Below are 23,866 nucleotides of genomic sequence, written 5' to 3' on the forward strand. Positions count from 1 at the left end.
TTACAACCATGAAAAGAATACTTTTGATCGCAGTCCTGCTGGGCGCCATGATCACCGCAACCACATATTTCGTCTGCATCGCAGCGCCCTCCGTCCTCTTCGGGAAAGGCCTCAAAGGCAGCGGCAACATCATCTCGCGCACCATCGACGCCCCGGCTTTCGATCAGGTGGACGCCGCGCGCGCCGTGAAAGTCGTCATCACCGACAAGGCGACCGACAAAATCACCATCGAGGCCGACGACAACATCATGGACTATGTGGAGGTCAAAGCCAAAGGCGGCCGGCTGACGGCAAGCATCGACAAATCGATTAACAACGTTTCGAACGCGAACGTAACCGTCACCATCCCGGCCAACGGCCGTATCCGGTCGCTCGACGCGTCGAGCGCCGCAAAAATCACGGGCGACGCCCTCCTCACGGCCGACAAATTCTCGATTGACGCTTCGAGCGCTGCAAAAATCGAGGTGGCCGTAAAAGCCGCAGAGTGCCGGGTAGCCGCATCGAGCGCTTCGAAAATCGAAGCCGAAATCAATGCGACCTCCTGCACGGTGGATGCGTCCAGCGCCTCGAAAATCACGCTGAAAGGCTCGGCGGCAACGTGCAACATCGACATGAGTTCGGCCTCGAAACTCTCCGCCGGGGATTTCGCAGTCGCCGACTGCTCCGTCAGCACGTCGAGCGCCGCAAAGGCCACGGTCAACTGTACGGGCAAACTCCGCGCCGACGCGTCGAGCGGCAGCTCGGTTCGCTATACGGGCGACTGCCAGACCAGCATCAGCAAGTCGAGCGGCGGCAGCGTCGGCAGAAACTAATCCTCAAACGACACAACCATGAAAGAGGTTAAAAAATGCAGCATATCGGGCGTGGCGTTCACCATGGACACCGACGCTTACCAGGAGTTGGAGGTTTACCTCGAAAGCCTGAAAAAGACCTACAGGGACACCCCCGACGGAGCGGAAATCGTCGCCGACATCGAGGCCCGCATCGCAGAGTTGATTCTCTCGGCGCAAAACAACGACCGGGTAGTCGAGAAACCACTGATTCTGAACATCATCCGGCAGATGGGCACCGCAGAGGACATCTCCGAGGAGAGCACCGACAAATCCCCCGACGAACCACGCATTCCGCGCCGCCTCTACCGCGACACGGAGAACGCCAAACTGGGCGGCGTCTGCGCCGGCATCGGCAAATATTTCGACGTCGATCCCGTATGGGTGCGGCTGGGCATGTTCCTGCCGATGTTCCTCTCGTTCCTGCAGTGGATTCCGTTCATGCACTGGACCGGCCCGATGATGGGCAACCTGTTCGGCATCTTCATCATCTGCTACATCATCATGTGGTTCGCCGTGCCGGCAGCCCGCACGGCCCGGCAGAAACTCGAAATGAACGGCGAGAAAATCACCGCACAGTCGATTCGCGAAACCACGGAAGCCGCATCGAGCTGCGACCCCGACGTGAAAGCCAAACCGATCGTGGCTGAAGCCGTATCGGTATTCGGCAAGGTGGTACTGATTCTACTCAAGCTCTTTGCCGGACTGCTCGTATTCGGGCTCATCATGGGCGCCTGCGCCCTGATTATCGGGCTGTTCGCCATCGTCATTGGCGGCGGCGGCGTGCTCGCCCCCTTCTTCCCGCTGGGCATGACGCTCTGGGTACCGATTCTCGGCATATTTATTGTATTGATTCCGGTAATACTGCTCATTTACGTACTGATGTGCCTCATCGCTTCGCGTAAGCCCGGAGGCGCGACCGTGCTGGTCATCTTCCTGCTCTGGCTCGTAAGCTTCATCGCATGTGCGTGCATCGCCATCCGGGAGGACGTGGGCGATCGGTTCCGCACCAAGCGCAACGTGATCGAACGGGTGCTCAACACCGAGGTAGTCATCGACAACGACACGACGACGGTCGAGAAGCTGCTGAAGGAATACGACAGCCAGAATGTCATCGAGGACGGTCAGAAAACGCTGCACATCAGCGTTCCGGAGAAGTCCATCGACATTACGATCGACAAGGACAAGGCCGGACTGGAGGTGAAAGCCGACGGCAAACGGGTGCAGATACAGACCGGCAAAGGCAAAAAGGCATCGGAGGAAGTCGATACCGGCAAAACCGCCGAAACAGACACGGCGCAGGAGCAGACCGAATAAGGCCATAGGCGTTAGGTAAAATAAAAAGTTTTTTTCAAAACGCAGGGCGGACCCACGGGTACCGCCCTCGTTTTTTTGAAATATTTAAAAAAGTTACTATCTTTGAACGATTTTGTTTTTTAAACGAAAAACTATGGCTGGCATCAAATGCATCGGCATTCTCACATCGGGAGGCGACGCCCCCGGCATGAATGCGGCGATACGCGCGGTAACCCGCAGCGCAATCTATAACGGATTCAAGGTAAAGGGTATCATGCGCGGATTCAAGGGACTCGTATTCAATGAAATCGTGGAATTCAAGTCCCAGAGCGTGAGCAATATCATCCAGCTGGGCGGCACCATCCTCAAGACGGCCCGCAGCCAGGAATTCACCACCGTCGAAGGCCGCAAGGCCGCGCACGACAACATGGTGGCAGCCGGAATCGACGCATTGGTGGTCATCGGCGGCGACGGGTCGCTGACCGGGGCCGGCATTTTCGCGGAAGAATACAACGTCCCGATTGTAGGACTTCCCGGAACGATTGACAACGACTTGGGCGGCACCGACTCGACCATCGGCTACGACACGGCGCTGAATACAATCGTGGAGGCGGTCGACAAACTGCGCGACACGGCTTCGAGCCACGAGCGCCTCTTCTTCGTCGAGGTGATGGGACACACGGCCGGCTATCTGGCACTGAATAGCGCCATCGCCACGGGTTCCGAGGCGGCAATCATCCCCGAGATGGACACCGAGGTCGACCAACTGGCCGAGCTCATCAACAACGGATTCCGCAAGAGCAAGAACTCGGCAATCGTCATCGTGGCCGAGAACCCCAAGACGGGCGGCGCCACGGCCCTGGCCGAACGCGTCAAGAAAGAGTTCCCGCAGTACGACGCACGCGTCACGATCCTCGGCCACATCCAACGCGGAGGCTCGCCCACGGCCGTAGACCGCATCCTCGCCTCGCGCATGGGCGAAGCGGCCATCGAGGCGATTCTCGACGGGCAGCGCAACGTGATGATCGGCACGATGAACGGCAAAATCGTCTACGTGCCGTTCGCCAAGGCCGTCAAGCACGACAAGGGCATCGACCGCAGGGACCTCGAACTGGTAAAAATACTCTCCATATAATCAATCACAATCCCGAACTTACCGAATGAAACGTGTTATCGGCATCGGCAATGCCCTGACGGACATGCTGGTCAACCTGGAATCCGACTCCGTGCTGGGTCGCTTCAAACTCGCCAAGGGCTCGATGAGCCTCGTGGACACCAAATTGCAGACCGAAATTTCGAAATCCGTGGCGGGACTGCCCTACTCGCTGTCGCTCGGCGGCTCGGCGGGCAACACCATCCGCGCCATGGCCAAACTGGGCTGCGAGGTCGGGTTCATCGGCAAGGTGGGACAGGACACGACGGGCGACTTCTTCGTGCAGGCGCTCGACAACCTCGGCGTCGAGCCGGTTATCTTCCGCGGCACGAAACGTTCGGGCAAATGCGTATCGCTCATCTCGCCCGACGGCGAGCGCACGATGGTGACCTACCTCGGTGCGGCGCTCGAAATGACCGCCGAGGAGATCGAGCCTGCGATTTTCGACTCGTACGACTGCCTCTACATCGAGGGATACCTCGTGCAGGATCACGACCTGATCCGCAAGGCCGCAAAGACGGCGAAGGAGTGCGGGCTGAAAGTCGCCATCGATTTGGCCAGCTTCAACATCGTGGCCGAAAACCTCGAATTCCTGCGCAACCTCGTGCGGGATTTCGTCGACATCGTTTTCGCCAACGAGGACGAGGCCAAGACCTTTACCTGCGAAGCCGAGCCGCTGAACGCCCTGCAGAGCATCTCGGAGATATGCGAGCTGGCGGTCGTGAAAATCGGCATCAAGGGCGCCATGATCAAGCACGGCGACGAAGTGGTGCACGTCGGCATCATGGCCGCCGCCAAGCGCGTCGACACGACCGGGGCGGGCGACTTCTACGCCGCGGGCTTCCTCGCGGGACTCTGCGACGGACTGTCGCTGCGCCAGTGCGGCACCATCGGCGCCATCACGGCCGGCAAGGTCATCGAAGTGGTCGGCACGACTTTCGGCGAAGAGGCCTGGGAAGATATTTCGCGGTTCGTGAACAAGGTCAAGAACGAGAAATACCTCTTCTGAAAAGGGAAATACAAAACAGAACCGCAGTCTTACGGCTGCGGTTTTTTTATCGCCGGAGCACAAAAACAAATGCGTGTTTCGGACAAAGCGGGGATTTTTATTGTTATTTTTACGGCATAAAATACCGTCGGGATGAGAAAAACATGGATTACGCTCAAAACAAAGGTCAGAAACCGGCTCGATTTTATCCGCTACGGCCAGCGGATCGGCTATATCAACGTCATCACGATTGCCATCGACCTCACCATTCTGGCATACTCGGTCATCGACTACCGCACCCTGATAAACACCGACAACCTGTTCCTTTTCCTGTTCCTGGTCTTTACGACTCTCGTATGGCAGACAATCTGTTTTATCAGGAATTTCTATGCCTATACGCACAAGACAGCGTACTATAACCTCCATGACATCTGCCGGCGGGAAATGCCCGTCATCGCCGACGAGGTAAAGGAGATTTACACAGCCGACCCAATCGATTTTACGGATACGACACTGATATACAGCGACACGGTAAACCGACTGCTGCAAAGCGAAAAGCCAATCCATACGCTGCTTTGCGGCGACAAGGAGAAGCGGACATTCAAATACATCAAAAACTACCGCAACATCCTGCTGCCGTTCCTCAACGGCAAATGGCACGAAATGAAGAATAAAAACGGCAGCTTCTACAACGAGCAGAAACTATGCATGGCTTCGGAGTTCGGGCAAAGCGGCAACGACCTGTACGTCAAAGTATGCCGGGGATGCTATTACAACTCGTACCTTACCAATGTAATCTACACGAAAAAGCTGTCCCACCAGAGCGGCTGGGGCATGACGCCGCCTGCCAACATTTCGAACTACCCGATACGCCGGCTCGAAAAATCGATCATGAGCGACCACATCGGCATCTCCACCCTGGCCCTTACAACGGACGGACATGTCATTATCCTCCACCAGAACGAAAAGGCCCTCACCTCGGCCGACCGGCTGACGCCCTCGGGTTCGGGCTCGGTTGATTTCCGGGATTTCAGGGCCGGGGCCGATTTCAGGGAGACACTGAAAGCAGCCGCGGAAAGGGAGCTGTGCGAAGAAACCGCCCTGCCGCCCTGCCGAATCGGGCACACGGAGGTAATCGGATTTTACCGGGATTTGGGACGGGGCGGAAAACCCGAGTTCTGCTGCCTGACCCGGTTAAACGCCCCGCTTTTCGAAATCGCCGAACTGGAGCCGAACTGCGAGGAGCAGCGTGACGATTTCGAAACATTCCATATTCTGGGAGAAACAGGGAAACTGGACGGGAAAGATTTCGGGCGATTTTCGGACATGGTGCTCAACCGGTCGCCCCGAAGCGAGGAAGATCGTCCCGCATTGGCACTCTACATGTGTTACATCATGCTTTGCCGCTACCTCGGCAAAGAAATTACCGGCCACAGTTAACGCGTCGCGGCAGCCGAATCAGTCGTCTGTCCGAGAGAAAAGGCCCCGGCTGATTCCGTACCGCATACGCATCAGCCAAAGCGATTTGCAGGGACGCATCGTAAGGGCCAGCAACAGCGTCGCCCCCCATTTCAGACACTCGCGCACGACGGCCTTGGGATAAGTGCGGCCGGTTCGGGCCCGCATGCGCTGGCTCACGCCCACGTTATAGCACAGGCGGCGGAAATAATCCCCTGTGAGTTTTTCAGGCGGAATAATATGCCACATTACGGCTCCCGGCACATACCACAGCGTTTCGCCGCCGCGGAGCATGCGTTCGAAGAGATCGCTCTCCTCCCCGCCGATGAGTTTCCCGCCGACACGCCCCAGCGCGGGATCGAAGCTGCCGTAGCGCTCCACAGCCGAGCGCCGCAGGGCCATGTTGCCGCCGCCCGGTATCCGGCCCGCAGGGAACGGCCGGACGGCGTCTCCGAAATCCATCGGATTGGCAATCGGCACCTCGGTGTATCTCGACATCCACGCCGGACGTCCCGTAACATACTCCGGAACGATGCGCCCCCCGGCCGCGAGGGCATCGGGGCACGCATCGAAAAAATCGGCATACGCCCGGACGAACCCCGGATTAATCCGCTCGTCGTCGTCGATGATTGCCAGGCAAGGCGCCGTGGTTTCGGCAATTCCCCGGTTGCGGGCGCAGGAAACGCCCGGCGCAGTTTCGCACACCATGCGCAGGTTGAACCCCGGATGCGCGGCTACAAACGCTCCGAAACGTGCCGGCGTGTCGTCCGTCGAGTTGTTGTCCACCACCACGCACTCCCATTCGCCGGCGGGCAAATCCTGCCGTACGACGGATTCGAGTACCGCAACGAGTTGTTCGGCACGATTATACGTAGCGATTATGAGCGCGAGGCGAATCATCGTGCGAATGTAGCAATTTATCCGTAAAAAACACGTATATTTGCGCAAATTATAAAGCGATACGACTATGCACAATCTGTTTCGTACCCTGCTGCCGGCCATAACGGCACTGTTCGCTTTCACGGCGGCGACAGCCCAGAGCGTCAACTGGAAAAGCTCCGTGGAACACCTGGAGGGCGACGCCTACAGGATCATTCTCGAAGCGTCGATCCCCGCACCTTACCATATGTACGACATGGGCCCCTACGAGGGAGGCCCCAATGCCACGACCATCACGTTCACCCCGGGCGAGGGCGTGACGCTCGAGGGCGGCGTGGAGCAGCTTTCGACACCCGAGCGACATTACGATAAAACGTTCGAAATGGAAATCGGCACCTTTGCCGGCAAGGCCCGCTTCGCCCAGAAAGTGAAACTCACGGCCGCGAAAGCCGCCGTCACGGCCGAACTCGAGTGGATGATCTGCGACGACACGAGCTGCATGCCGCCCGAGGACACGCAGATGACCGTCGAGTTGACGGCACAGCCCGGCACGGCAGCTGCCGGCAACACGGCAGCAACTGTCGAAAACGGCGCGGCCGACGGTAAATCCGGCGGCGTTTCAGCCACCGCAGCACATGATGCAACGGTCGCCCCGACACAGAAGGACGCCGCAGGCAACGGCACGCTGTGGGCGCTGATTATCGAAGCCATCCTCTGGGGCTTCGCCGCCCTGCTGACCCCCTGCGTATTCCCGATGGTGCCGATGACCGTATCGTTCTTCATGAAAAGTTCGGGAAGCCCCGCCATGGGACGCTTCCGCGCCGGCATGTACGGCTTCTTCATCGTGGCCCTCTACACGCTGCCCATCGCGGCGATAATCCTTATCACCCGCTTAGTGGGCGGTGACGCCGTAACAGCCGACATCTTCAACTGGCTGGCAACGCACTGGCTGCCGAACGTGCTCTTCTTCCTGGTGTTCATGGTCTTCGCCGCTTCGTTCTTCGGCGCGTTCGAAATCACCATGCCCTCGTGGATGGTCAACAAGAGCGATTCGAAAGCCGACTCGAAAGGGCTTGCAGGCATCTTCTTCATGGCCCTGACCCTCGTACTGGTATCGTTCTCCTGCACAGGCCCGATCGTAGGTTCGGTACTCATCAAATCGACCGCAGGCGAATTCTGGAGCCCGATTGTCACCATGCTGGCGTTCTCCGTCGCATTCGCGCTGCCGTTCACGATTTTCGCATTCTTCCCTTCGGTACTCAAAAAGCTGCCCAAGAGCGGCGGCTGGCTCAACTCCGTAAAGGTCGTGCTGGGCTTCATCGAAGTCGCACTGGGCATGAAATTCCTCTCGGTCGCCGACCAGACCTACCACTGGGGGCTGCTCGACAGGGAGATATATCTGGCTGTCTGGATCGTGACGTTCTCCCTGCTGGGACTTTACCTGCTCGGTAAAATCAAATTCGCGCACGACAGCGACATGCCCTGCCTCGGGGTGGGACGGCTGGCGCTGGCGATTATCACGTTCTCATTCGTCGTATACCTGATTCCGGGCATGTGGGGAGCGCCCCTCAAGGGCCTTTCGGGCTACCTGCCACCCCTGCACACACAGGATTTCGTAGTAGGACAGGGCGGGCCGGCCGCGACAGCGGGAGAGGATGCGCGCATGCTGCTGACCGTCGACGGGAAGAAACCCAAACACAGCGACTTCCTCCACCTGCCGCACGGACTCGAGGGATTTTTCGACCTCAAGGAGGCGGAAGCCTATGCCGCGAAAGTCGGGAAACCGCTGTTCATCGACTTCACGGGACACGGCTGCGTCAACTGCCGTGAAATGGAAGCCCGCGTATGGTCCGACCCGCAGGTATTGGACATCCTGCGCAACGACTACGTAATCGTGGCGCTCTATTCCGACGACAAGAAAGTGCTGCCCGAAAACGAATGGGTGACCACCGACTCGGGCAAGGTGCTCAAGAGCCTCGGAAAAATCAACTCGTATTTCGCCCTCAAAACATTCGGGGTCAATGCACAGCCCTATTACGTATTGCAGGGCCGCAACGGCAAAACGCTCGTGCCGCCGCGCGGCTACGACCTCAACGTCGACGGGTTCGTGAAATTCCTGAAAAGCGGCGTCGAAGCATACGACGCACAGAAATAAGGGCCGCATGCCGCCACGCAAAAGGGCCTGCAACCGAAAGGTTGCAGGCCCTTTTTTCCGGACGGCCCGGTCAGTCCGAAAATTCGTCGAACATCGTCGTACTCAAATACTTCTCGGCCCGGTCGGGGAATACCACCACAATGTTGCCCTTCTCGATGCGCTGCGCCGTACGTATGGCCGCCAGCATCGCGGCACCGCTGCTCATCCCGGCGAAAATCGCCTCGCGGGCAATGATTTCCCGGGCCATGGCTATCGCCTCTTCGCTCTCGACCATCTCCTGCATGTCGATCTGCGAAGGGTCGTAAATGTCGGGAACGATGGCCTCCTCCATATTTTTCAGGCCCTGGATATAATGGCCCCGGATAGGCTGGGCGCAAACCACCCTGATGTCGGGTTTCATCACTTTCAGGAAGCGCGAAAGCCCCATCAGCGTACCCGACGTGCCGATGGCACAGACGAGGTAGTCGATTCGCCCGCCGGTCTGCTGCCAGATTTCCAGCGCCGTGGACTGGTAGTGCGCCAGGTAGTTGCTCGCATTGGCGAACTGGTCGGGCATGAAATATTTACCGGGCTCTTCAGCCACTTTCCGGCGCGCCAGGCGGATTGCGCCGTCGGTACCCTCCTCGGCCGGTGTCAGGGTCACCTTCGCCCCGTAGGAACGGATGATTTTCCGCCGCTCGACCGACACGGCGCTGCTCATCACAATCTCCACGGGATACCCCTTGACGATGCCGACAATGGCCAGGCCGATACCCGTATTGCCCGAAGTCGGTTCGATAATGGTCTTGCCGGGCACCAGGCGCCCGTCCTGTTCGGCCTCCTCGACCATCCGGAGCGCAATGCGGTCTTTGATGCTGCCCGTGGGGTTGAACCCCTCGAGCTTCGCATATATGTTGACTTTCGGATTGGGGCACAGCCGGTTGATCCGCACCATCGGAGTGTTCCCGATGGTGCCCAGAATATTCTTTTTCACCATATGCTAACCTAATTAACCGCGTAAAGATAATCATTTCCGCGGAAAATCGGCAAACTTACGGATTTTGCCTTTTCCCAGGGCGAATATTCTGGCAAACAGGGGCCTGCGTATTCGATACGCAAGCCCCTGTTCCTCTGCGGCGGCTACTTCCCGTCTTTGCCGTGTTCTGTGAAAGCGGCTTTGACTTCGGCCTCTTTCTTTGCGCGTTCACCGGTCGTCGGGGCTTTGCCCTCCTTGACCAACTCGTCGATTTTGTGTTCGAAATTCTGCTCGCAGGGCGTGCAGGTCGTTTCCTTGTTCTCTTTCATAGGTACGGATTTTAGCATATTACGTACGTTTTCCTGCAAAATGCGCACCGGAGTTGGCTGCTTTCGGATCTGCTGCATATATTTGTATACCCGAAACAATAAATCATGAAACCTTTCAAATTACTTCTGATTGCACTTTGCTGCGCAGGCTTTTCCGCGCAGGCCGCCGAAAAGGCTCCCCGCATCGTCAACATCGTCAATTTCATCCGCAACATCGAGCCGCGCAGCGAGGAGATTACCGAAACGGTACTCTACGAAACCGTTGCGCGCCAGGTCGCCCAACTGGCCGAATACGAACTCCCGGCCACATTCCTGTTGCAATACGACGCACTTATCAATCCCCGTTACAAGGAACTGCTGACCCGCAAAGTCTATCCCGGCACCGAGGTGGGAGGCTGGTGGGAGATTACGCAGCCCCACGTGGAGGCCGCAGGGCTCAAGTGGCGCGGCCGCTATCCGTGGGACTGGCATGCCGACGTGGGCTTCGCGACGGGCTACACCCCCGAGGAGCGCCGCAAGCTGGTGGACGTCTACATGGAGAAATTCAGGGAGGTATTCGGCAAATACCCGACGGCCATCGGCTCGTGGTTCATCGATGCCTATACGCTGGGCTACATGTACGACAAGTACGGCATCGTGTCCTCGTGCAACTGCAAAGACCAAATCGGCACCGACGGATATACGCTCTGGGGCGGCTACTGGAATCAGGCCTACTACCCCAGCCGTATCAACGCCTACATGCCCGCCCAGACCCGCCGGGGACAGATTCCCGTCCCGGTATTCCGCATGCTGGGCAGCGACCCGATTTACCAGTACGACAACTGCGTCGGCGGAGCCCTGCAGGGCGTCATCTCGCTGGAACCCGTCTACGGCGACAGCGGCGCGAGCCGCCGGTGGGTGGAGTGGTTCTTCAAGTCGATTTTCGAGGAGCCCTGCCTGGCATTCGGATACACGCAGGCCGGCCAGGAGAACTCGTTCACATGGCCCGGCATGGAAAAAGGCCTCAACATTCAGATACCCCTGCTGGCAAACCTCTTCCGAGAAGGCAAAATACGGGTGGAAACACTCACCGAATCGGGCGCCTGGTTCCGGAAACACTTCCCGACAACGCCCCCGACAGCCGTATCGGCCCTGACCGACTACCGCGCGAAAAATCGCAAGACCGTATGGTACAACAGCCGCTACTACCGCACCAACCTGCTATGGGAGGGCGACACGTTCTGCATCCGCGACATCCACCTGTTCGACGAGCGCATGGAGTCGGACTACTACCGCAAAGCCGGCACCACGAACCAATGCGTCTACACCACACTGCCCGTCGTCGACGGCTGCATGTGGAGTACGCAGGAGCAACTGGCCGGCCTGCGCGTCATGTTCCGCAAAGCCGACGGCAGCTGGAGCGAGGCGCAGGGCACGGCACCCGCAGTCCGCGAAAAAGGCAAGGACAAAATGCAAATCGAATGGCCGATGACGGAGGGCGGCGAACTCGACATCCTGCTTTCGGAGGATAAAATGGAAATATCCGGCCCTCAAGAGGCCGAATGGATACTGGAACTGACAACGGCCCCGAAAGCCGAACTGCCTTTCACGGCATTCGGCGCAAAACGGGTCACGGCATCGCACGGCGGTTTCGGCTACGCTTTCGACTGCCTGAAAGGAACCGTCACCACCAACGGCCCCTCGGCAGCAAGCGTATTTACGCTGCATCCTGCCAACGGGAAAATCGTCCTGGAGTTCAGGCCCGAATAACGCGCATACCAAACGACGGCGGCCCTTTCCGGTTTTCGGGAAGGGCCGCTGCCATTTACACCTGCGAAGTGAGGTCCGTAAACTCCGCCCGATAAAAAAGCACACATAAAGCCGGATATTCCCGAATAATCGTTAGCTTTACGACAGAAACCCGGCTCTCCACCGAAACCAACGCCAGGCCTCCCTGCAAACATGAAAATACACCGATCGCCGCTCCCGGCAAACTCCCTGCTCGCACGATACCCCGCCATGGATTACAGCGACTGCTTCCGCGGACGGCTGCCGGGCACGCAACCGGTTTCCCCCAATGAACTGATGGCCGCATTCTGGACGACGATGCCCGCATGGCTGAATGTGCTGTTCAAAATTCGCGACCTGCTGGTCAGGCCGTTCGGGCTGAAGACCGGGACGGCCGACAACAGCGAGGAACTGAAAGAAGCCCTGCTGAAAGGCAAGGATTACGGACTCATGTCCGCAGTGGCCCATTCGGCGGACGAATCCGTCATCTCCCTCGACGACAAACACCTGAAAGCCTATTTTTCAATCTATATCGAGGAGCGCGACGTCTATATCACGACGCTGGTACAATTCCACAACAAACTGGGCGTAGCCTATTTCAACCTCATCCGTCCGTTCCACAAAATCGTCGTGAAAAACATCTTCAGACAGGTGATGCGGGAACACGGCATCTGACCGCCGGCATATCCGCCTGCCTATCCATACAAACAATCCGGCACCATGAAACTGAAAATTTTACTGCTCTGCGGCCTGCTATCGCTCACACCGGGCGCTTTCGCAGGAAACGACGACGAGGCGGAGGACATCCTGCTCATCGCCGCCATGTGTATCCGGAACGGAAACGGGGTAATCTACCGCGGTTACGGCACCAACCCGCTGGATGCCGTGTATACGTTCCGGGACGGCAAGGTGTACAAGGGCGACGGCCGGTTCGCGTCCACGCTCGACGCCCTGTATACGATAAGGGACGGGCGGATTTTCGAGGGCAACAACACCTGGCCTTACGATGCGGTATACTCCATCCAGGGCAACCGGATATACCGGGGTAACGTCACATTCGCAACCTGGTTCGACGTGTTGTTTACGGTAAGGAACGGACAGTTTTACAAAGGGGACAGTTCATTCATTCTCGACATCGTATACACGGTCAAAGGGAACAAAGTCTACAAAGACCGCGGGGAGTTCGCCAATACGCTATTCGATGTGCTGTATACGATAGAAAGCGGTGGTTACTGACAAGACCGGAATCGCCCGGCAGGCAAAAGCGTCACCAGAAACAGTACCTTAAACCCGCCTGCGGAATTTTTTCATCACATTCAAGATGGGGATTTCAAAAATAAAACAAAAAAGGTTCGATTTCTCGAACCTTTGGTAGCGGGAGGAGGACTCGAACCTCCGACCTTCGGGTTATGAGCCCGACGAGCTGCCAACTGCTCCATCCCGCGATATATCTTCAGTGATGTACTATCGCTTTTGCGTGTGCAAAGATAAGACAAAAATTCGGACTTTACAAATAATTCTGCGCAAGTTCCCTCTGCAGACCGCTTATCGCACTATCAATCAGCCGCAAAAAATGTTCCAATATTTTTCGCAGGCCCTCTCCACGCTGATTTTTCCGTAGGTTTTCGGCTCCCCCCAAACAGGCCGGAGTGAAAACCGCACACACTGTCCGCGGAGCCCATTCGCCCCACGCATCGTCCTTCCCAATCAACGGATATTGGCCGCGACGATTTCCGCCAGGTCGCGGACTTCGCCTTTCGTGCCGCGGCCGATGGCCTTCTTGCACAAAGGACAGGCCGTAACGATTACCTCGGCACCCGTCGCCTCGAGTTCTGCGGCCACGGATGTCGCAATCCGCACCTGCTGTCCGTCGGAAATGGCCGTGTTGGCGACCGACGAGCCGCAGCAGGGCGCGTTTTCGCGGGTTTCTGCGGGCTCGAGCAGTTCGCCGACCGCTTCGATGACGGCACGCGGCTCGTCGTAAATGCCGCTGCCGCGTCCCAGCTCGCAGGGGTCGTGGTACGTATACCGCGTCGTCCCGTGTCCGACGTGCAGCCTCCCGGACTCGATAAGCCGCAGAATATACTCCGAATGGTGCAACACCTCGACCCCCTCCAATGCGTAATCCTCGCGGAAAACCTTGAGGCAAATCGGGCAGGAAGTCACGAGCGTCGTGATACCGTGCTTGCGGAACAAATCGGTATTGTAGCGCATCATCTTGCGCGCCGAGTCGGTCTCCCCGGCCAGTTTCAGCGGCCGGCCGCAGCATACGCCGCCCTCGCGGTCGGCCCACCAGACCTCTTCGCCCGCAGCGCGGAACACCTTGTCCATCGCCGACATCGTGCGGGGCGTCAGCAGGGTCATGCAACCCGCGAAATAGCCCACTTTACCCTCGCCCGAGGAGCGGTCGAGCCCCTTGAAATAGCCGTAACGCTTCTCGTCGGGAACATTGCGCATCGTGTCGCGCGAGTTGAGCCGCAGGGTATTGAGGTCGATGTCCACCGGACATCTCTCGGCACAACGGCCGCACATCAGGCAGTTGTCGGCCACCTGCAGGCGCAGCATTTTATAGCGGCGGTCGCGCAGGAAGTAGACCGACTGTACATCGTTGATTCCCAGCACGTTCTGTAACTGACAAGGGTCGATGCAGATGCCGCAGCGCGAGCAGGCCTCGACCTGGAAATGGTCGAACGAGCCCTCTTTCTCACCCGAACGGAGTTTGTAATGCCGCAGGAAGATAAGGGGTATCTCGGTGAAAATATGCATGTAACGCGAGAACGGCAGCGCCACGAAGAAAATGCCGAGGCACGAGGAGTAGAGCCACCACGCCACGCTTTCGAGGTTCATCAGCGCAAGGGTGCCCATGTGTGCGGACATCCATCCGCCCAGCGAGCCGGTGAGGAATCCCCCGCCGCCGTAAAGGGCGCAGGTCGTACTTTCGGCAATCAGCCGCACCGGAAAGACGAACCACAGGGCGGACAGCGCGATACGGTCGCCCAAAACATGTTTCGTAGTGCGCCGCATACCCATCGTTTTCGAGAAGAAACGCTTGCCCCATGCCAGCGCCACGCCCGAAAGGACGAACAGCAGCAGCAAATCCATCAGGAAGTCGAAAACCGGTTTATGTTCGAGGCCCGTGGCGAAATATTTGAAAAAAACATGGCCCTGAAGCGGCACGTAGCGGAATCCGAGGTAGGCAATCGTTTCGATCCACCCCACCGCAATCAGCAGAAACCAGCCGAATGCCAGGCTCATATGCATGTAGCCGAGCAGCGGGTTGACCTTGAAAATACGACGGTGGAGCAGCGACTCGCTCACCACCTCCCACGCAGCGGCAAAGGTGCGGCGCGTCGGCAGTCCGAACAGTATCCGTTTCTTATCGGCACGCGGCAGGTAGTAGAGCCAGGAGCCCCACTTCCACAGCAGCACGGCGAACATCACCGCGGCGCCGACCATGAACGGCAAGCAGAATGGTGCGAAAAAAGTCATCGTCAGAAATCCCCCAGTTTACGTTTGATAAGCATCACCACGCCCCGCGTATTGATTCCCCGGGGGCAGACCAGGCGGCATTTGCCGCACAGCATGCACTTGTTCATCTCCTCGTAGGCCCCCTGGTACTCGCCGCGGCGCACCAACGTGTGCACCTTGCGGAAATTGAACTCCGTGAGGTTCCCCGCCGTGCAGACCGCCGTGCAGGCGCCGCAGCCGATGCAGGCCTGCAGCTCGGGCATCTCGCGCAGAATTTCGTCGCTCTTACGCAGGTTGTTGCGGTCGATGTCGATCGCCCGCGGCTTCGAGATGGTATATCCGAAATTAATCGCCGCCATACGCTACGCCCCCACATAACGGGCCGCAGCGTCGGCAGCGGCCGTTCCTTCGTTCAACGTTTCGCCGATATTCTTCGGCGCCGTAACCGTCCCGGCGTAGAAAATGCCGTCGACATTGCTCTTCACATTGCCGAGGAACATGTCGCGCGGCGCCATGAAACCGCTCTGCGCGCGGTTCAGCCCGGCGCCTTCGGCAAAAGCGGCGTTGTCGTCGTTGGCCCGCATGCCGACGATCAGCACCAGCATGTCGACGCTCATGCGCAGCGGACGGCCCGTGAGCGTATCCTCGGCCTTGATCTGCACACGCCCGTCGATCATCGGACTGGCCTCCGAAATACGACCGCGAACGAAATGGATATTATATTTCTGCTGCGCCTCGCGGTACATCTCCTCGTAACCGGGGCCGAACATGCGGATGTCCATGTAGAAATTGAACACGTCTGCCTCGGGGAACATCTGCTTCATCTCCATAGCCTGCTTCACGCCCGTGATGCAGCACACCTTGGAACAGTGCTGCTGGCAGACCTTTTCGTCGCGCGAACCCACACAGTGCAGGAACGCAATGCGCTTGGGACGCGAACCGTCGGCTTTCGCCACCCGGCCCTCGTTGAGCATCCGCTCGATGTCGACCGTCGTGAAAACGTTGTCGTAGATGCCGTAGCCGTACTCCTCCTTGATCGAGGCGTCGAAGAGCGTAAAGCCCGAGCAGACGACCACCGAATCGCACGCCAGCATACGGCCGTCAATCAGCCGAACTCCCTCGCGGGTAAAACCTGCGGCTTCGGTACGGGTCAGCACCTCGATGCCGCATTCCGCAATGCGCCGCCGCAGTTCGGTCAGCACCTCCGACGCGGGCGTAAACGACGGGAACAGCACATGCCAGCCCCGGAGCTTGCCGCCCAGTTCGGCCTCCTTTTCGATGATTACGGGCTCGACACCCTGTTCTGCAAGGCGCAGGGCCGTCTGCATGCCCGCAACGCCGCCGCCTATGACGATAACTCGTTTTTTCATTCCTCCAATCTAATGCGTTTCCAAACCGCTGCATGTCCGGCAATATGCCTTCGCAGCTTGCGCCCGTGTTTGCATATCCGTCCGCCCCGACCGGGGCCCGCGCGCCGCTGCCGCCGAAGCACGGCGGTCCGTTCCGCAGTCCATAATTCCTATTCCCTGATATCGTATATCGTGTCCGTCGGACAGCAGTTAACCACCGCCGACGCGGGTTTACCGATGTATTTACCGTTGCGTCCCAGGTATTTGGCCGCAGGGTCGTACTCGACGCCCATCTTGTCCAGCAGCGGTTCGACGTCGACCTGGTGCATCTGCATGCCCAGCGCCCACGGGTCGTAACCGAGCACCAGCCCGGCCATCTCCTCGTAGGTCAGCACCGGGATGCCGTGGCCGTTCTCGCCGTAGGTCGTACCCTCCATCTCGGCAATCGTGTACTGCCATTTGTCAAGAAACATCGCACACCCCGGGCAGTTCGCCACGATGAAATCGGGCTTGTACGGGGCCATGCTCTCCAGCTTCTTGTGCGAATTGGCAATCGAATAGCCGCGGTTGGCCTGCACGAGGTAGTTGCGGAACCCGAAACCGCAGCAGTGCCGGCGTTCGGGGTAGTCCACGCACTCGCCGCCCCACGACTCGACCATGCCGGCCAGTACGTAGGGAAACTCCGAGCCACCGATACCCGACTTGGGGAATATCTTGGCATAGTGACAGCCGATGTGCTCCACGACTTTGAGCGGTTCGCCCGTCTGGGCGTTCACCAACCTGTGCCGGGCCTTGGCAGCGATCTGTTCGCGGAAATGGAACATCACATCGGAAGTGTGGGCCAGGCTCGCAGGCTTGCGGAATTCGCGTCCCGTGGCTTTATAGAGGTTCTCGCGCGCCTTCTGCTCGGTTTCGGGGAACTCGTGCCACGTGGCCAGTATCTCCGAATAAACGCCGAACGAAGTGATGCACGAGGTGACGAAATTCTCATAACCCGAATCGGTCATCAGCGCGAACTGCCGCGCCACGACGGTCATGATGGTTTCGAGCGGCACGATGTCCGAGTGGTAGCCGATCCCCGTACACGACGAGTGCAGCGGATCGTCCAGCAAATCCTTGCCCAGATCGTTACGCAAAATATCGATGAACGCCTTTTCGCTTCCGGGGAAAAAGTTCTGGCGGATACAGCTGCGCCCGTAATAATAATTGTCTTCGGCTATCTGTTTCTGGTATTCTTTCCAGCTTGCACGCTTCATCATGGCCTAATAGTGTTCGTTGCTGTTATTGAGGAAAACATCCATCATGTACTGCTGGTCGGCTCCCTCTTCGTAACCCAGTTCGCGGGCCTTGCGGTCGGAATGCTCCTCGATGGTGTCGAACATCCGCTTGCCGCCGCTGACCTCGAAAATACGGTTTATCTCCTCCAAAGACTCTTCGTCCAGGCGGCGCAGGGCTCCTGCGCCGTGTCGCATGTAGACCGGCGTGAACTGGCCGTAAACCTCCTTGTCGTTGTCGTATATCCACTGCCAGACGGTTCCCTGCTCGGGATGCAGCTCGGGCTTGACCAACCGCGGCACGATGCAGTAGCCCGTACGCAGAATGTTTTCACCGATAATCCGCTTGAGGGCCAGTTGCTGACGGCCTTTCTCGCTCTCGACGAAGAAACCCAGTTTCTGCGACAGCGTACGCAGCGCCTGTATCACATATCCCGGCGTATTGCCGCGCGGACAGCGCGGACGGCACGACATGCACTCGCCGCAATACCAGATTGTGTCGCTCTTGAGCAGCTCCTCGATGGCCTCGTCGTCGCGCGTCTGCACGATGTTGACAATCTGACGGGGATCGTAGTTATAGAACTCGGCCGCAGGACATACGCCCGTGCAGACACCACAGTTCATGCACGACTGAAGGCCCTCCTTCATCCGTACATCCTCCATCAGCATATCGAAATATTTGGTAGTCATAAATTCACCTCGTTTCATTTTTCAAGGTCTTTCCGCTCCCGGCTTCCACCGTGTCCGCCACCCCGGGGAGAGGCTTCCCGCGTGACACACACCGCTCCTGTCGCTGCCGTCCTGCAAACACCGCATCGCCTGCCCTGTCGCAGCCCGCTGCGGTCGCGCGCAACAGGAACAGGGACAAAAAAGCAGAGAACGGGAAGCATAAAAAAACCTTTGCAGTGCAAAGGTAGGGATTACGGACGAGCCGCACAGTGGTATAAATACGTAAATTAACCCGCTCACGACAGAACCGGGCCCGGAGAAACTCCCCTGCGCCGTACAAAATCCCGCCGCGCGCAAGCTACGGCGTCCCGCAGGCGGCAGACGTCACCGCCCCTTCCGAATCCCCTCCGAAAAGGAAGATTCACCGGGATTGCACTACCGCCGTTCGTAGCGCTCGAAAGCAAAGGGATAGGGGTAATTGGCACCCGCGGCGAAAGATTCAGAGGATACGAGCCGCCACTCGGCGTCGTTCCATTCCGGAAAACGAGTATCGCCCTCGTAGGCATGGAAAACCCGCGTCAGGTAGAAGCGATCGGCAAGGGGCAGCGCCTGCGCGTAAATCTGCGCGCCGCCGATAACGAACACCTCCTCGTCGGCCGGGAACAGCGCCACGGCCTGTTCGAGCGAATGGGCCACCCTGCACCCCGGAATCTCCATCTCCTGCCGCGTGACGACCACATTGGTGCGGTTGGGCAGCGGCCGCCCGAGCGATTCATAGGTTTTGCGGCCCATAATGACGGGATGGCCCGAGGTGACGGACTTGAAATACTTCAGGTCTTCGGAAATATGCCACAACAGGGCGTTCTTGTCGCCGATCACGCCGTTTTCGGCGACGGCTACGATGATGCTTATCATAATTTCATTTTTTTTACGTGTCCTGCGCCGCAGTCCGCCGGAACTCCATCCGCGACAACAGCCTGTTTCCCCTCTTCTGCGGTTCTTCCGCTTTTCGACGGGCCTTCACGACAAATCCGCAGTCGTCTTCAGGGATTTGTTTTCGCCCTGCAACATAACACCCGGACAATCCGGCCCTCCGCAAAAGGCGTCAGAACGACATCGGCGCCTTGATTGCCGGCCACGGATCGTAACCTTCGAGCGTGAAATCGTCGTAGCGGAAGTCGAAGAGCGACTTCACCGCCGGATTGAGCCGCATCGCGGGCAGCGGGCGGGGTGCGCGCGCAAGTTGTTCGTCCACCTGCTCCAGGTGGTTCAGGTAGAGGTGCGTATCGCCGAGCGTATGAACGAACTCGCCGGGCTCGAGGCCGCATACCTGCGCCGTCATGAGTGTCAGCAAGGCGTACGACGCAATATTGAACGGCACGCCGAGAAACGTATCGGCACTGCGCTGGTACAATTGGCACGAGAGTTTCCCGCCGGCCACATAGAACTGGAACAGCACATGGCACGGAGGCAGGGCCATCTCCTCCACCTCGGCGGCGTTCCATGCCGAAACGACGATGCGCCGCGACTCGGGATTGCGCTTTATGAGCTCGACCGCCTGTGCAATCTGGTCGACGAAACCGCCGTCGGGTTTGGGCCAGCTGCGCCACTGGTAGCCGTAGACGTGGTTCAGGTCGCCGAACCTGTACCCTTCGATCGGCGACTCGACACCCTCCTGTGCGGCGCGCAGGAACGTATCCCGGTCTACGGGCAGTACGCCGTGGCGGACACAGAGTTCGTTGTAGTAGCGGTATGCATCGTTGTCCCAGATATGAACGCCGTTGTCCACAAGGTATTTGATATTGGTATCGCCTGCCAGGAACCACAGCAGTTCGTGAATGACGCCTTTGAGGAACACTTTCTTGGTCGTGAGCAGGGGAAAACCCGCCGCGAGGTCGAAGCGCATCTGGTGGCCGAATATGCCTTGGGTGCCCGTGCCGGTGCGGTCGCCGCGAACGACGCCTTCGGCTTTAATACGGCGCAGCAGGTCGAGGTATTGTTTCATTGTCCGAGTATTTTTAACGTCATTTCACCCGATGCGTCCAGCACGGCATAGGCGGGACGCTTCTCCCAGCAGCCGAGGTTCACCACGTGCAGCCCTACCTCGCGGAAATCGCGCGGGAAATGCATATGTCCGAAAACGAAATGGTCGACCTCGTGCGTGGCGGCGTACCTGCGGGCATATTCGATCAGCGGCTCGGTAAGCGAGGCGTCGAAGCCTCCCGCCGCATTGTGCGACTTGCGCGACTTGCCGCTCCACCAATGGCCGAAGCGCATCGCCAAATCGGGATGCACCAGCCACGAGAAGAGCCAGCGCAACGTACGTGAGCGAAATACCGTATTGAGGAATTTGAGCATCGGCTGTCCGTCGATATTCATGTTGTCGCCGTGGGCGACGAAGACGTGTCTGCCGTTCAGGCAAAACTGCTGCGGCGAAGTGTAAATCTCGATACCGCATTCGCGGGCGAGGTACTCCCCGACCCACATGTCGTGGTTGCCTGTGAAGAAAACCACCCGCACGCCCCGATCGGTCAGTTCGGCCAGTTTGCCGAGCGTCCGCACGAAGCCCTTGGGCACGACGCCCCGGTATTCGAACCAGAAATCGAAAACGTCGCCGACCAGGAAAATCGCCTCCGCATCCCGCGCGACGTCGTCGAGCCAGCCGACGAAGCGGCGTTCGGTCTGCTTTGCCTGCGCATCACCGCCTGCTCCCAGATGAATATCGGACGCGAAATAATACATAATAAATCTTTACTAATCCAGGCGGCCCGCCTGTTGCAGGAAATTCCCTCCGCTGCGGAGCGCCGTGTTTACAAACCCGCCCGGACGAAGCGTGCGGGAAAACGCCCCGGAAGCCGGACGCTATTTCGTCAGCTCGTCCAGTTTCTGTTCGAGGCTCTTGCCGTAAATGTCCTTGGCCACAATCGTCCCCTCCTTGTCGATGAGGAAGTTGGCCGGAAGTTTCTGTACGTTGTAAAGCCCGAGCGAAGACGAGGCGCGCCCGCGCAGGTCGCTCACCGAAATCCACGGCAGCTGCTGTTCCTGTACGGCCGTAATCCACACGGGTTTCGACGTATCGACAGCCACCTGGTAAACCTCGAACGAGGTCGGGGCGTCGGCATATTTCTTGTAAAGTTCTTTCAATTCCGCATTGAGCGTATTGCTGTTGCCCAGCTCCGCCGACCAGAAGTCGATCAGCACGACTTTGCCCGCGAGCGACGAAAGGCGGATTTTCTTGCCGTAGATGTCCGACATCTCCAGGTCGGGATAGCCCGCTTCGGTGATCTGCGACGAGAGGCTGATACGGGCGTCCATGCGGGCGATTTCGCCCAGGAGCGACTGCAGGTAGGGCGAATCGGGATAACTCTGCTCGAGGGCTTCGGCCACCGTGCGGAAATAGACCACGTCGCTGTCGCCGTTGAACAGGTAGGTGTCGCCCGGAAGCCGCTGGTAAAGCGCGTAAACCGCAGCCAGCGACGTTTTGTTCTCGATGATGAAGCGCAGCTGCTCGCGGCGTATGCGGTAATATTCGGCCGTATACTCTTTGACCAGCGCCTTGCGGACATCCTCCGAAAGGTCGGTCTTGGCGAACTGCGCGGCAATGTTGTCCAACTGCTGCGCCCCGGTGACGAAAGCCTGGTAGAACTGCCGCAGCAACTCCGACTCCTTCGAGCCGTCGACCGTATAGTTACGGACGACACTGCCCACGGAGTTCAGCGTCAGCCGGTCGCCGCCCGCCAGAAACAGCGGTATGCGCTCACCGTTATATATAATATTATAGAGCGACGGGGTTTTCGTCACGCCCTTCAGCTCGAAACGGTAATTGCCCTCCTTGTCGAGCACAGCGGAGTCGATGACCGACTGCGTCAGGGGTAACACTTGCTCGAGGTAAACATTCTTGGCGTCGTTGCCGACAAAGCGGCCTGAAATCTTCACCTTCGACGACTGGCACGCACACAACATCACGGCCGTAGTCAAGGACACGAAAAGCGTTTGTTTGTTCATTTATCTTTGTTATCGCAGTTAAATGCTTACAAATATAGCAAAATTCCGGATATGCGCACCTTTTATTTCGACGAATTGCGGTGTGCGCCGTTGTTTTTCGAGAAATTACGGCCGTGCTGCTGGTTGCGGTTTTTCTGCTGGCGCTGCTGTTGACGCTGCTGCGGCCCTTTCTGGGGACGTGCCGTAAAGTGCTGTTTATAGTCGCTTCGGAGATTATTTAAAGCAACTTCATCGATTTCAATCGCTCCGCCGGACATGCGCTTGATGTCTTTTACGATCACCTCGTTGTTGGGGTGCTCCTGGTTGTATTCGTAGCTTTTGGTACGCATGTAGCGGGCCAGGTTGTCCACCGTGCGCGTCACCAGGCGGCGGTCTTTTTCAGCGGCGAGCCCGCCGATCATCCGCTCGACGTATTTGCCGTAATGCTTAAAGGCGATGCGGCCCTGCGAGTAGGACATGCGTCGCGGCGTGATGGTCAGTTCCTGGCGCGACGGCTGCGGGTAGGGGGAGTCCACATCCAACTGGAAATCAGACATGATAAAGAGGTGATCCCACAGCTTGTGTGTGAAATCGGCCGTATCGCGCAGCAGCGGGTTCAGGTTGCCCATCACGGCAATCACGGCCCGTGCCTGGCGGTTGCGTTCGCGACGGTCTTCAATCAGCTGCAGCGAATCGATCATCTCCTGGATATGGCGTCCGTACTCGGGCAGGTACAACTTGCGTCGTGTGTAATTGTAATTCTTTTTCATATTGTATTTGTGGTCCGCAGCACTGTTGCAAACCGTCCGCCGAAGCGTTCGGCAGGTCCGCTGCAATGGGCCGATTCAAGACGTTTTTTCCGACTTCCCGCACCTATCGGCAAGACCCCTCGGGATTGGTTTTGCACCGCAGAAAGTCATAACTTTGGGACAAAAGTAGGTAAAATTTCAGGAAAAACAAGCTATGACAAAGGTTTTAATTCTGGACCAATCAAAAAGCATGCGAAACACGCTTCGCGAACGGCTCGAATACGAAGGATTCTCGACGGAAGCAGCCGAGGATGAGGCGGCTGCCTCGAACATGTGCGAAAAAATTCCGTTCGATATCATCCTATCGGACACGGGCTGCAAAGTCCCCGACACCGGAGTCCCGTTCATCGTGCTCTCGTCCGAGGGCTCGATCGATTCGGCTATCGAGGCCGTGCGCAACGGCGCACAGGACTACCTCACCAAACCCATCGACATGAACCGCCTGCTGCAGTCCATCCACCGCACCGTGGACAATCCGGCGCCCGCACCCGCACCGGCGGCCG

22 protein-coding genes, 1 tRNA gene and 1 pseudogene are annotated in these 23,866 nt (G+C 58.2%); 10 read left to right on the top strand and 14 right to left on the bottom strand.

The annotated features are described in order from the left end of the window. The first annotated feature begins 8 nt into the window (after nucleotides 1-8). The 5 genes from QZT71_RS03835 (at nucleotide 9) to QZT71_RS03855 (ending at nucleotide 5,707) form a co-directional block, all read left to right on the top strand. On the top strand, nucleotides 9-812 hold the full coding sequence (locus QZT71_RS03835) for a head GIN domain-containing protein (RefSeq protein WP_295912647.1): 804 nt from the start codon (nucleotides 9-11) through the stop codon (nucleotides 810-812). A gap of 18 nt (nucleotides 813-830) precedes the next feature. Beyond that, the gene (locus QZT71_RS03840) at nucleotides 831-2,147 is read left to right on the top strand and encodes a PspC domain-containing protein (RefSeq protein ID WP_295912650.1); all 1,317 of its coding nucleotides are present in this window, start codon (nucleotides 831-833) and stop codon (nucleotides 2,145-2,147) included. Nucleotides 2,148-2,280: 133 nt separating this feature from the next. Continuing rightward, complete coding sequence (pfkA, locus tag QZT71_RS03845) at nucleotides 2,281-3,261, top strand: 6-phosphofructokinase (RefSeq protein ID WP_295912653.1); 981 nt, start codon at nucleotides 2,281-2,283, stop codon at nucleotides 3,259-3,261. A gap of 25 nt (nucleotides 3,262-3,286) precedes the next feature. Next, on the top strand, nucleotides 3,287-4,288 hold the full coding sequence (locus tag QZT71_RS03850) for an adenosine kinase (protein WP_295912656.1): 1,002 nt from the start codon (nucleotides 3,287-3,289) through the stop codon (nucleotides 4,286-4,288). Nucleotides 4,289-4,420: 132 nt separating this feature from the next. Continuing rightward, nucleotides 4,421-5,707: a hypothetical protein gene (locus tag QZT71_RS03855; protein WP_295912661.1), complete on the top strand. Its 1,287-nt coding sequence runs from the start codon at nucleotides 4,421-4,423 to the stop codon at nucleotides 5,705-5,707. Between the two features lie 18 nt (nucleotides 5,708-5,725). Here the strand turns inward: QZT71_RS03855 and QZT71_RS03860 are convergent, their stop codons facing one another. Continuing rightward, nucleotides 5,726-6,625, bottom strand: a complete 900-nt coding sequence (locus QZT71_RS03860) for a glycosyltransferase family 2 protein (protein WP_295912663.1) — start codon at nucleotides 6,623-6,625, stop codon at nucleotides 5,726-5,728. Nucleotides 6,626-6,692: 67 nt separating this feature from the next. On the opposite strand from QZT71_RS03860, the gene QZT71_RS03865 reads away from it, so the two are divergent. Continuing rightward, nucleotides 6,693-8,759 carry a cytochrome c biogenesis protein CcdA gene (locus QZT71_RS03865; RefSeq protein WP_295912666.1) on the top strand — a complete coding sequence of 689 codons (2,067 nt, stop codon included), beginning with the start codon at nucleotides 6,693-6,695 and terminating at the stop codon, nucleotides 8,757-8,759. Nucleotides 8,760-8,829: 70 nt separating this feature from the next. Here QZT71_RS03865 and QZT71_RS03870 read toward each other — a convergent pair whose 3' ends face one another. Beyond that, on the bottom strand, nucleotides 8,830-9,735 hold the full coding sequence (locus QZT71_RS03870) for a PLP-dependent cysteine synthase family protein (RefSeq protein ID WP_295912667.1): 906 nt from the start codon (nucleotides 9,733-9,735) through the stop codon (nucleotides 8,830-8,832). A gap of 143 nt (nucleotides 9,736-9,878) precedes the next feature. After that, nucleotides 9,879-10,043 carry a hypothetical protein gene (locus QZT71_RS03875; protein WP_295912670.1) on the bottom strand — a complete coding sequence of 55 codons (165 nt, stop codon included), beginning with the start codon at nucleotides 10,041-10,043 and terminating at the stop codon, nucleotides 9,879-9,881. A 105-nt stretch (nucleotides 10,044-10,148) separates the two neighbouring features. On the opposite strand from QZT71_RS03875, the gene QZT71_RS03880 reads away from it, so the two are divergent. From QZT71_RS03880 to QZT71_RS03890, 3 genes are all read left to right on the top strand, one after another. After that, a complete protein-coding gene (locus tag QZT71_RS03880) occupies nucleotides 10,149-11,792 on the top strand; it encodes a hypothetical protein (protein WP_295912673.1) in 1,644 nt (547 codons plus the stop codon). Nucleotides 11,793-11,984: 192 nt separating this feature from the next. Continuing rightward, nucleotides 11,985-12,485 (top strand): DUF2867 domain-containing protein, encoded by a 501-nt coding sequence (locus tag QZT71_RS03885; protein WP_295912675.1) that lies wholly within the window; start codon nucleotides 11,985-11,987, stop codon nucleotides 12,483-12,485. Between the two features lie 45 nt (nucleotides 12,486-12,530). Then, on the top strand, nucleotides 12,531-13,046 hold the full coding sequence (locus tag QZT71_RS03890; RefSeq protein WP_295912677.1) for a hypothetical protein: 516 nt from the start codon (nucleotides 12,531-12,533) through the stop codon (nucleotides 13,044-13,046). Between the two features lie 133 nt (nucleotides 13,047-13,179). Here the strand turns inward: QZT71_RS03890 and QZT71_RS03895 are convergent. The 11 genes from QZT71_RS03895 to QZT71_RS03945 form a co-directional block, all read right to left on the bottom strand. Further along, nucleotides 13,180-13,255, bottom strand: a tRNA-Met gene (locus QZT71_RS03895). 262 nt (nucleotides 13,256-13,517) lie between these two features. Continuing rightward, the gene (locus QZT71_RS03900) at nucleotides 13,518-15,299 is read right to left on the bottom strand and encodes a (Fe-S)-binding protein (protein ID WP_295912680.1); all 1,782 of its coding nucleotides are present in this window, start codon (nucleotides 15,297-15,299) and stop codon (nucleotides 13,518-13,520) included. A 2-nt stretch (nucleotides 15,300-15,301) separates the two neighbouring features. Further along, the gene (locus tag QZT71_RS03905) at nucleotides 15,302-15,637 is read right to left on the bottom strand and encodes a 4Fe-4S dicluster domain-containing protein (RefSeq protein ID WP_018696667.1); all 336 of its coding nucleotides are present in this window, start codon (nucleotides 15,635-15,637) and stop codon (nucleotides 15,302-15,304) included. Between the two features lie 3 nt (nucleotides 15,638-15,640). Continuing rightward, nucleotides 15,641-16,648 (bottom strand): FAD-dependent oxidoreductase, encoded by a 1,008-nt coding sequence (locus tag QZT71_RS03910; RefSeq protein ID WP_295912751.1) that lies wholly within the window; start codon nucleotides 16,646-16,648, stop codon nucleotides 15,641-15,643. Nucleotides 16,649-16,797: 149 nt separating this feature from the next. Next, complete coding sequence (locus tag QZT71_RS03915; RefSeq protein ID WP_295912754.1) at nucleotides 16,798-17,886, bottom strand: heterodisulfide reductase-related iron-sulfur binding cluster; 1,089 nt, start codon at nucleotides 17,884-17,886, stop codon at nucleotides 16,798-16,800. A gap of 3 nt (nucleotides 17,887-17,889) precedes the next feature. Beyond that, the gene (locus QZT71_RS03920) at nucleotides 17,890-18,591 is read right to left on the bottom strand and encodes a 4Fe-4S dicluster domain-containing protein (RefSeq protein ID WP_295912757.1); all 702 of its coding nucleotides are present in this window, start codon (nucleotides 18,589-18,591) and stop codon (nucleotides 17,890-17,892) included. Between the two features lie 414 nt (nucleotides 18,592-19,005). Beyond that, a complete protein-coding gene (locus QZT71_RS03925) occupies nucleotides 19,006-19,485 on the bottom strand; it encodes a dihydrofolate reductase (RefSeq protein ID WP_295912760.1) in 480 nt (159 codons plus the stop codon). A 190-nt stretch (nucleotides 19,486-19,675) separates the two neighbouring features. Further along, nucleotides 19,676-20,575, bottom strand: coding sequence for a thymidylate synthase (gene thyA / locus QZT71_RS03930; RefSeq protein WP_295912764.1), 900 nt, complete (start codon nucleotides 20,573-20,575; stop codon nucleotides 19,676-19,678). Beyond that, the gene (locus QZT71_RS03935; RefSeq protein ID WP_295912767.1) at nucleotides 20,572-21,312 is read right to left on the bottom strand and encodes a UDP-2,3-diacylglucosamine diphosphatase; all 741 of its coding nucleotides are present in this window, start codon (nucleotides 21,310-21,312) and stop codon (nucleotides 20,572-20,574) included. Before QZT71_RS03935 ends, thyA begins: the two co-directional genes overlap by 4 nt. A 120-nt stretch (nucleotides 21,313-21,432) precedes the next feature. Beyond that, entirely contained in the window at nucleotides 21,433-22,575 is a 1,143-nt protein-coding gene (locus QZT71_RS03940; RefSeq protein ID WP_295912771.1) for a TlpA disulfide reductase family protein, read from the bottom strand. A 62-nt stretch (nucleotides 22,576-22,637) separates the two neighbouring features. Further along, a complete protein-coding gene (locus QZT71_RS03945) occupies nucleotides 22,638-23,324 on the bottom strand; it encodes a DUF4290 domain-containing protein (RefSeq protein ID WP_295912774.1) in 687 nt (228 codons plus the stop codon). Nucleotides 23,325-23,517: 193 nt separating this feature from the next. Here QZT71_RS03945 and QZT71_RS03950 point away from each other — a divergent pair. Beyond that, nucleotides 23,518-23,866, top strand: a pseudogene (locus QZT71_RS03950) (sigma-54-dependent Fis family transcriptional regulator); the annotation flags it as partial.

It is taken from the genome of uncultured Alistipes sp. (assembly GCF_902388705.1).
Lineage (GTDB): Bacteria > Bacteroidota > Bacteroidia > Bacteroidales > Rikenellaceae > Alistipes.

Bases quoted from the DNA above. Each gene is read 5' to 3' on its own strand.
- QZT71_RS03875 (WP_295912670.1), bottom strand. From the start codon at position 10,043: ATGAAAGAGAACAAGGAAACGACCTGCACGCCCTGCGAGCAGAATTTC.
- QZT71_RS03865 (WP_295912666.1), top strand. From the start codon at position 6,693: ATGCACAATCTGTTTCGTACCCTGCTGCCGGCCATAACGGCACTGTTC.
- QZT71_RS03860 (WP_295912663.1), bottom strand. From the start codon at position 6,625: ATGATTCGCCTCGCGCTCATAATCGCTACGTATAATCGTGCCGAACAA.
- QZT71_RS03935 (WP_295912767.1), bottom strand. From the start codon at position 21,312: ATGTATTATTTCGCGTCCGATATTCATCTGGGAGCAGGCGGTGATGCG.
- QZT71_RS03920 (WP_295912757.1), bottom strand. From the start codon at position 18,591: ATGACTACCAAATATTTCGATATGCTGATGGAGGATGTACGGATGAAG.
- QZT71_RS03925 (WP_295912760.1), bottom strand. From the start codon at position 19,485: ATGATAAGCATCATCGTAGCCGTCGCCGAAAACGGCGTGATCGGCGAC.
- QZT71_RS03900 (WP_295912680.1), bottom strand. From the start codon at position 15,299: ATGACTTTTTTCGCACCATTCTGCTTGCCGTTCATGGTCGGCGCCGCG.
- QZT71_RS03940 (WP_295912771.1), bottom strand. From the start codon at position 22,575: ATGAACAAACAAACGCTTTTCGTGTCCTTGACTACGGCCGTGATGTTG.
- thyA (WP_295912764.1), bottom strand. From the start codon at position 20,575: ATGAAACAATACCTCGACCTGCTGCGCCGTATTAAAGCCGAAGGCGTC.
- QZT71_RS03915 (WP_295912754.1), bottom strand. From the start codon at position 17,886: ATGATGAAGCGTGCAAGCTGGAAAGAATACCAGAAACAGATAGCCGAA.
- QZT71_RS03840 (WP_295912650.1), top strand. From the start codon at position 831: ATGAAAGAGGTTAAAAAATGCAGCATATCGGGCGTGGCGTTCACCATG.
- QZT71_RS03835 (WP_295912647.1), top strand. From the start codon at position 9: ATGAAAAGAATACTTTTGATCGCAGTCCTGCTGGGCGCCATGATCACC.
- QZT71_RS03855 (WP_295912661.1), top strand. From the start codon at position 4,421: ATGAGAAAAACATGGATTACGCTCAAAACAAAGGTCAGAAACCGGCTC.
- QZT71_RS03905 (WP_018696667.1), bottom strand. From the start codon at position 15,637: ATGGCGGCGATTAATTTCGGATATACCATCTCGAAGCCGCGGGCGATC.
- QZT71_RS03870 (WP_295912667.1), bottom strand. From the start codon at position 9,735: ATGGTGAAAAAGAATATTCTGGGCACCATCGGGAACACTCCGATGGTG.
- QZT71_RS03850 (WP_295912656.1), top strand. From the start codon at position 3,287: ATGAAACGTGTTATCGGCATCGGCAATGCCCTGACGGACATGCTGGTC.
- QZT71_RS03910 (WP_295912751.1), bottom strand. From the start codon at position 16,648: ATGAAAAAACGAGTTATCGTCATAGGCGGCGGCGTTGCGGGCATGCAG.
- QZT71_RS03880 (WP_295912673.1), top strand. From the start codon at position 10,149: ATGAAACCTTTCAAATTACTTCTGATTGCACTTTGCTGCGCAGGCTTT.
- QZT71_RS03890 (WP_295912677.1), top strand. From the start codon at position 12,531: ATGAAACTGAAAATTTTACTGCTCTGCGGCCTGCTATCGCTCACACCG.
- pfkA (WP_295912653.1), top strand. From the start codon at position 2,281: ATGGCTGGCATCAAATGCATCGGCATTCTCACATCGGGAGGCGACGCC.
- QZT71_RS03945 (WP_295912774.1), bottom strand. From the start codon at position 23,324: ATGAAAAAGAATTACAATTACACACGACGCAAGTTGTACCTGCCCGAG.
- QZT71_RS03885 (WP_295912675.1), top strand. From the start codon at position 11,985: ATGAAAATACACCGATCGCCGCTCCCGGCAAACTCCCTGCTCGCACGA.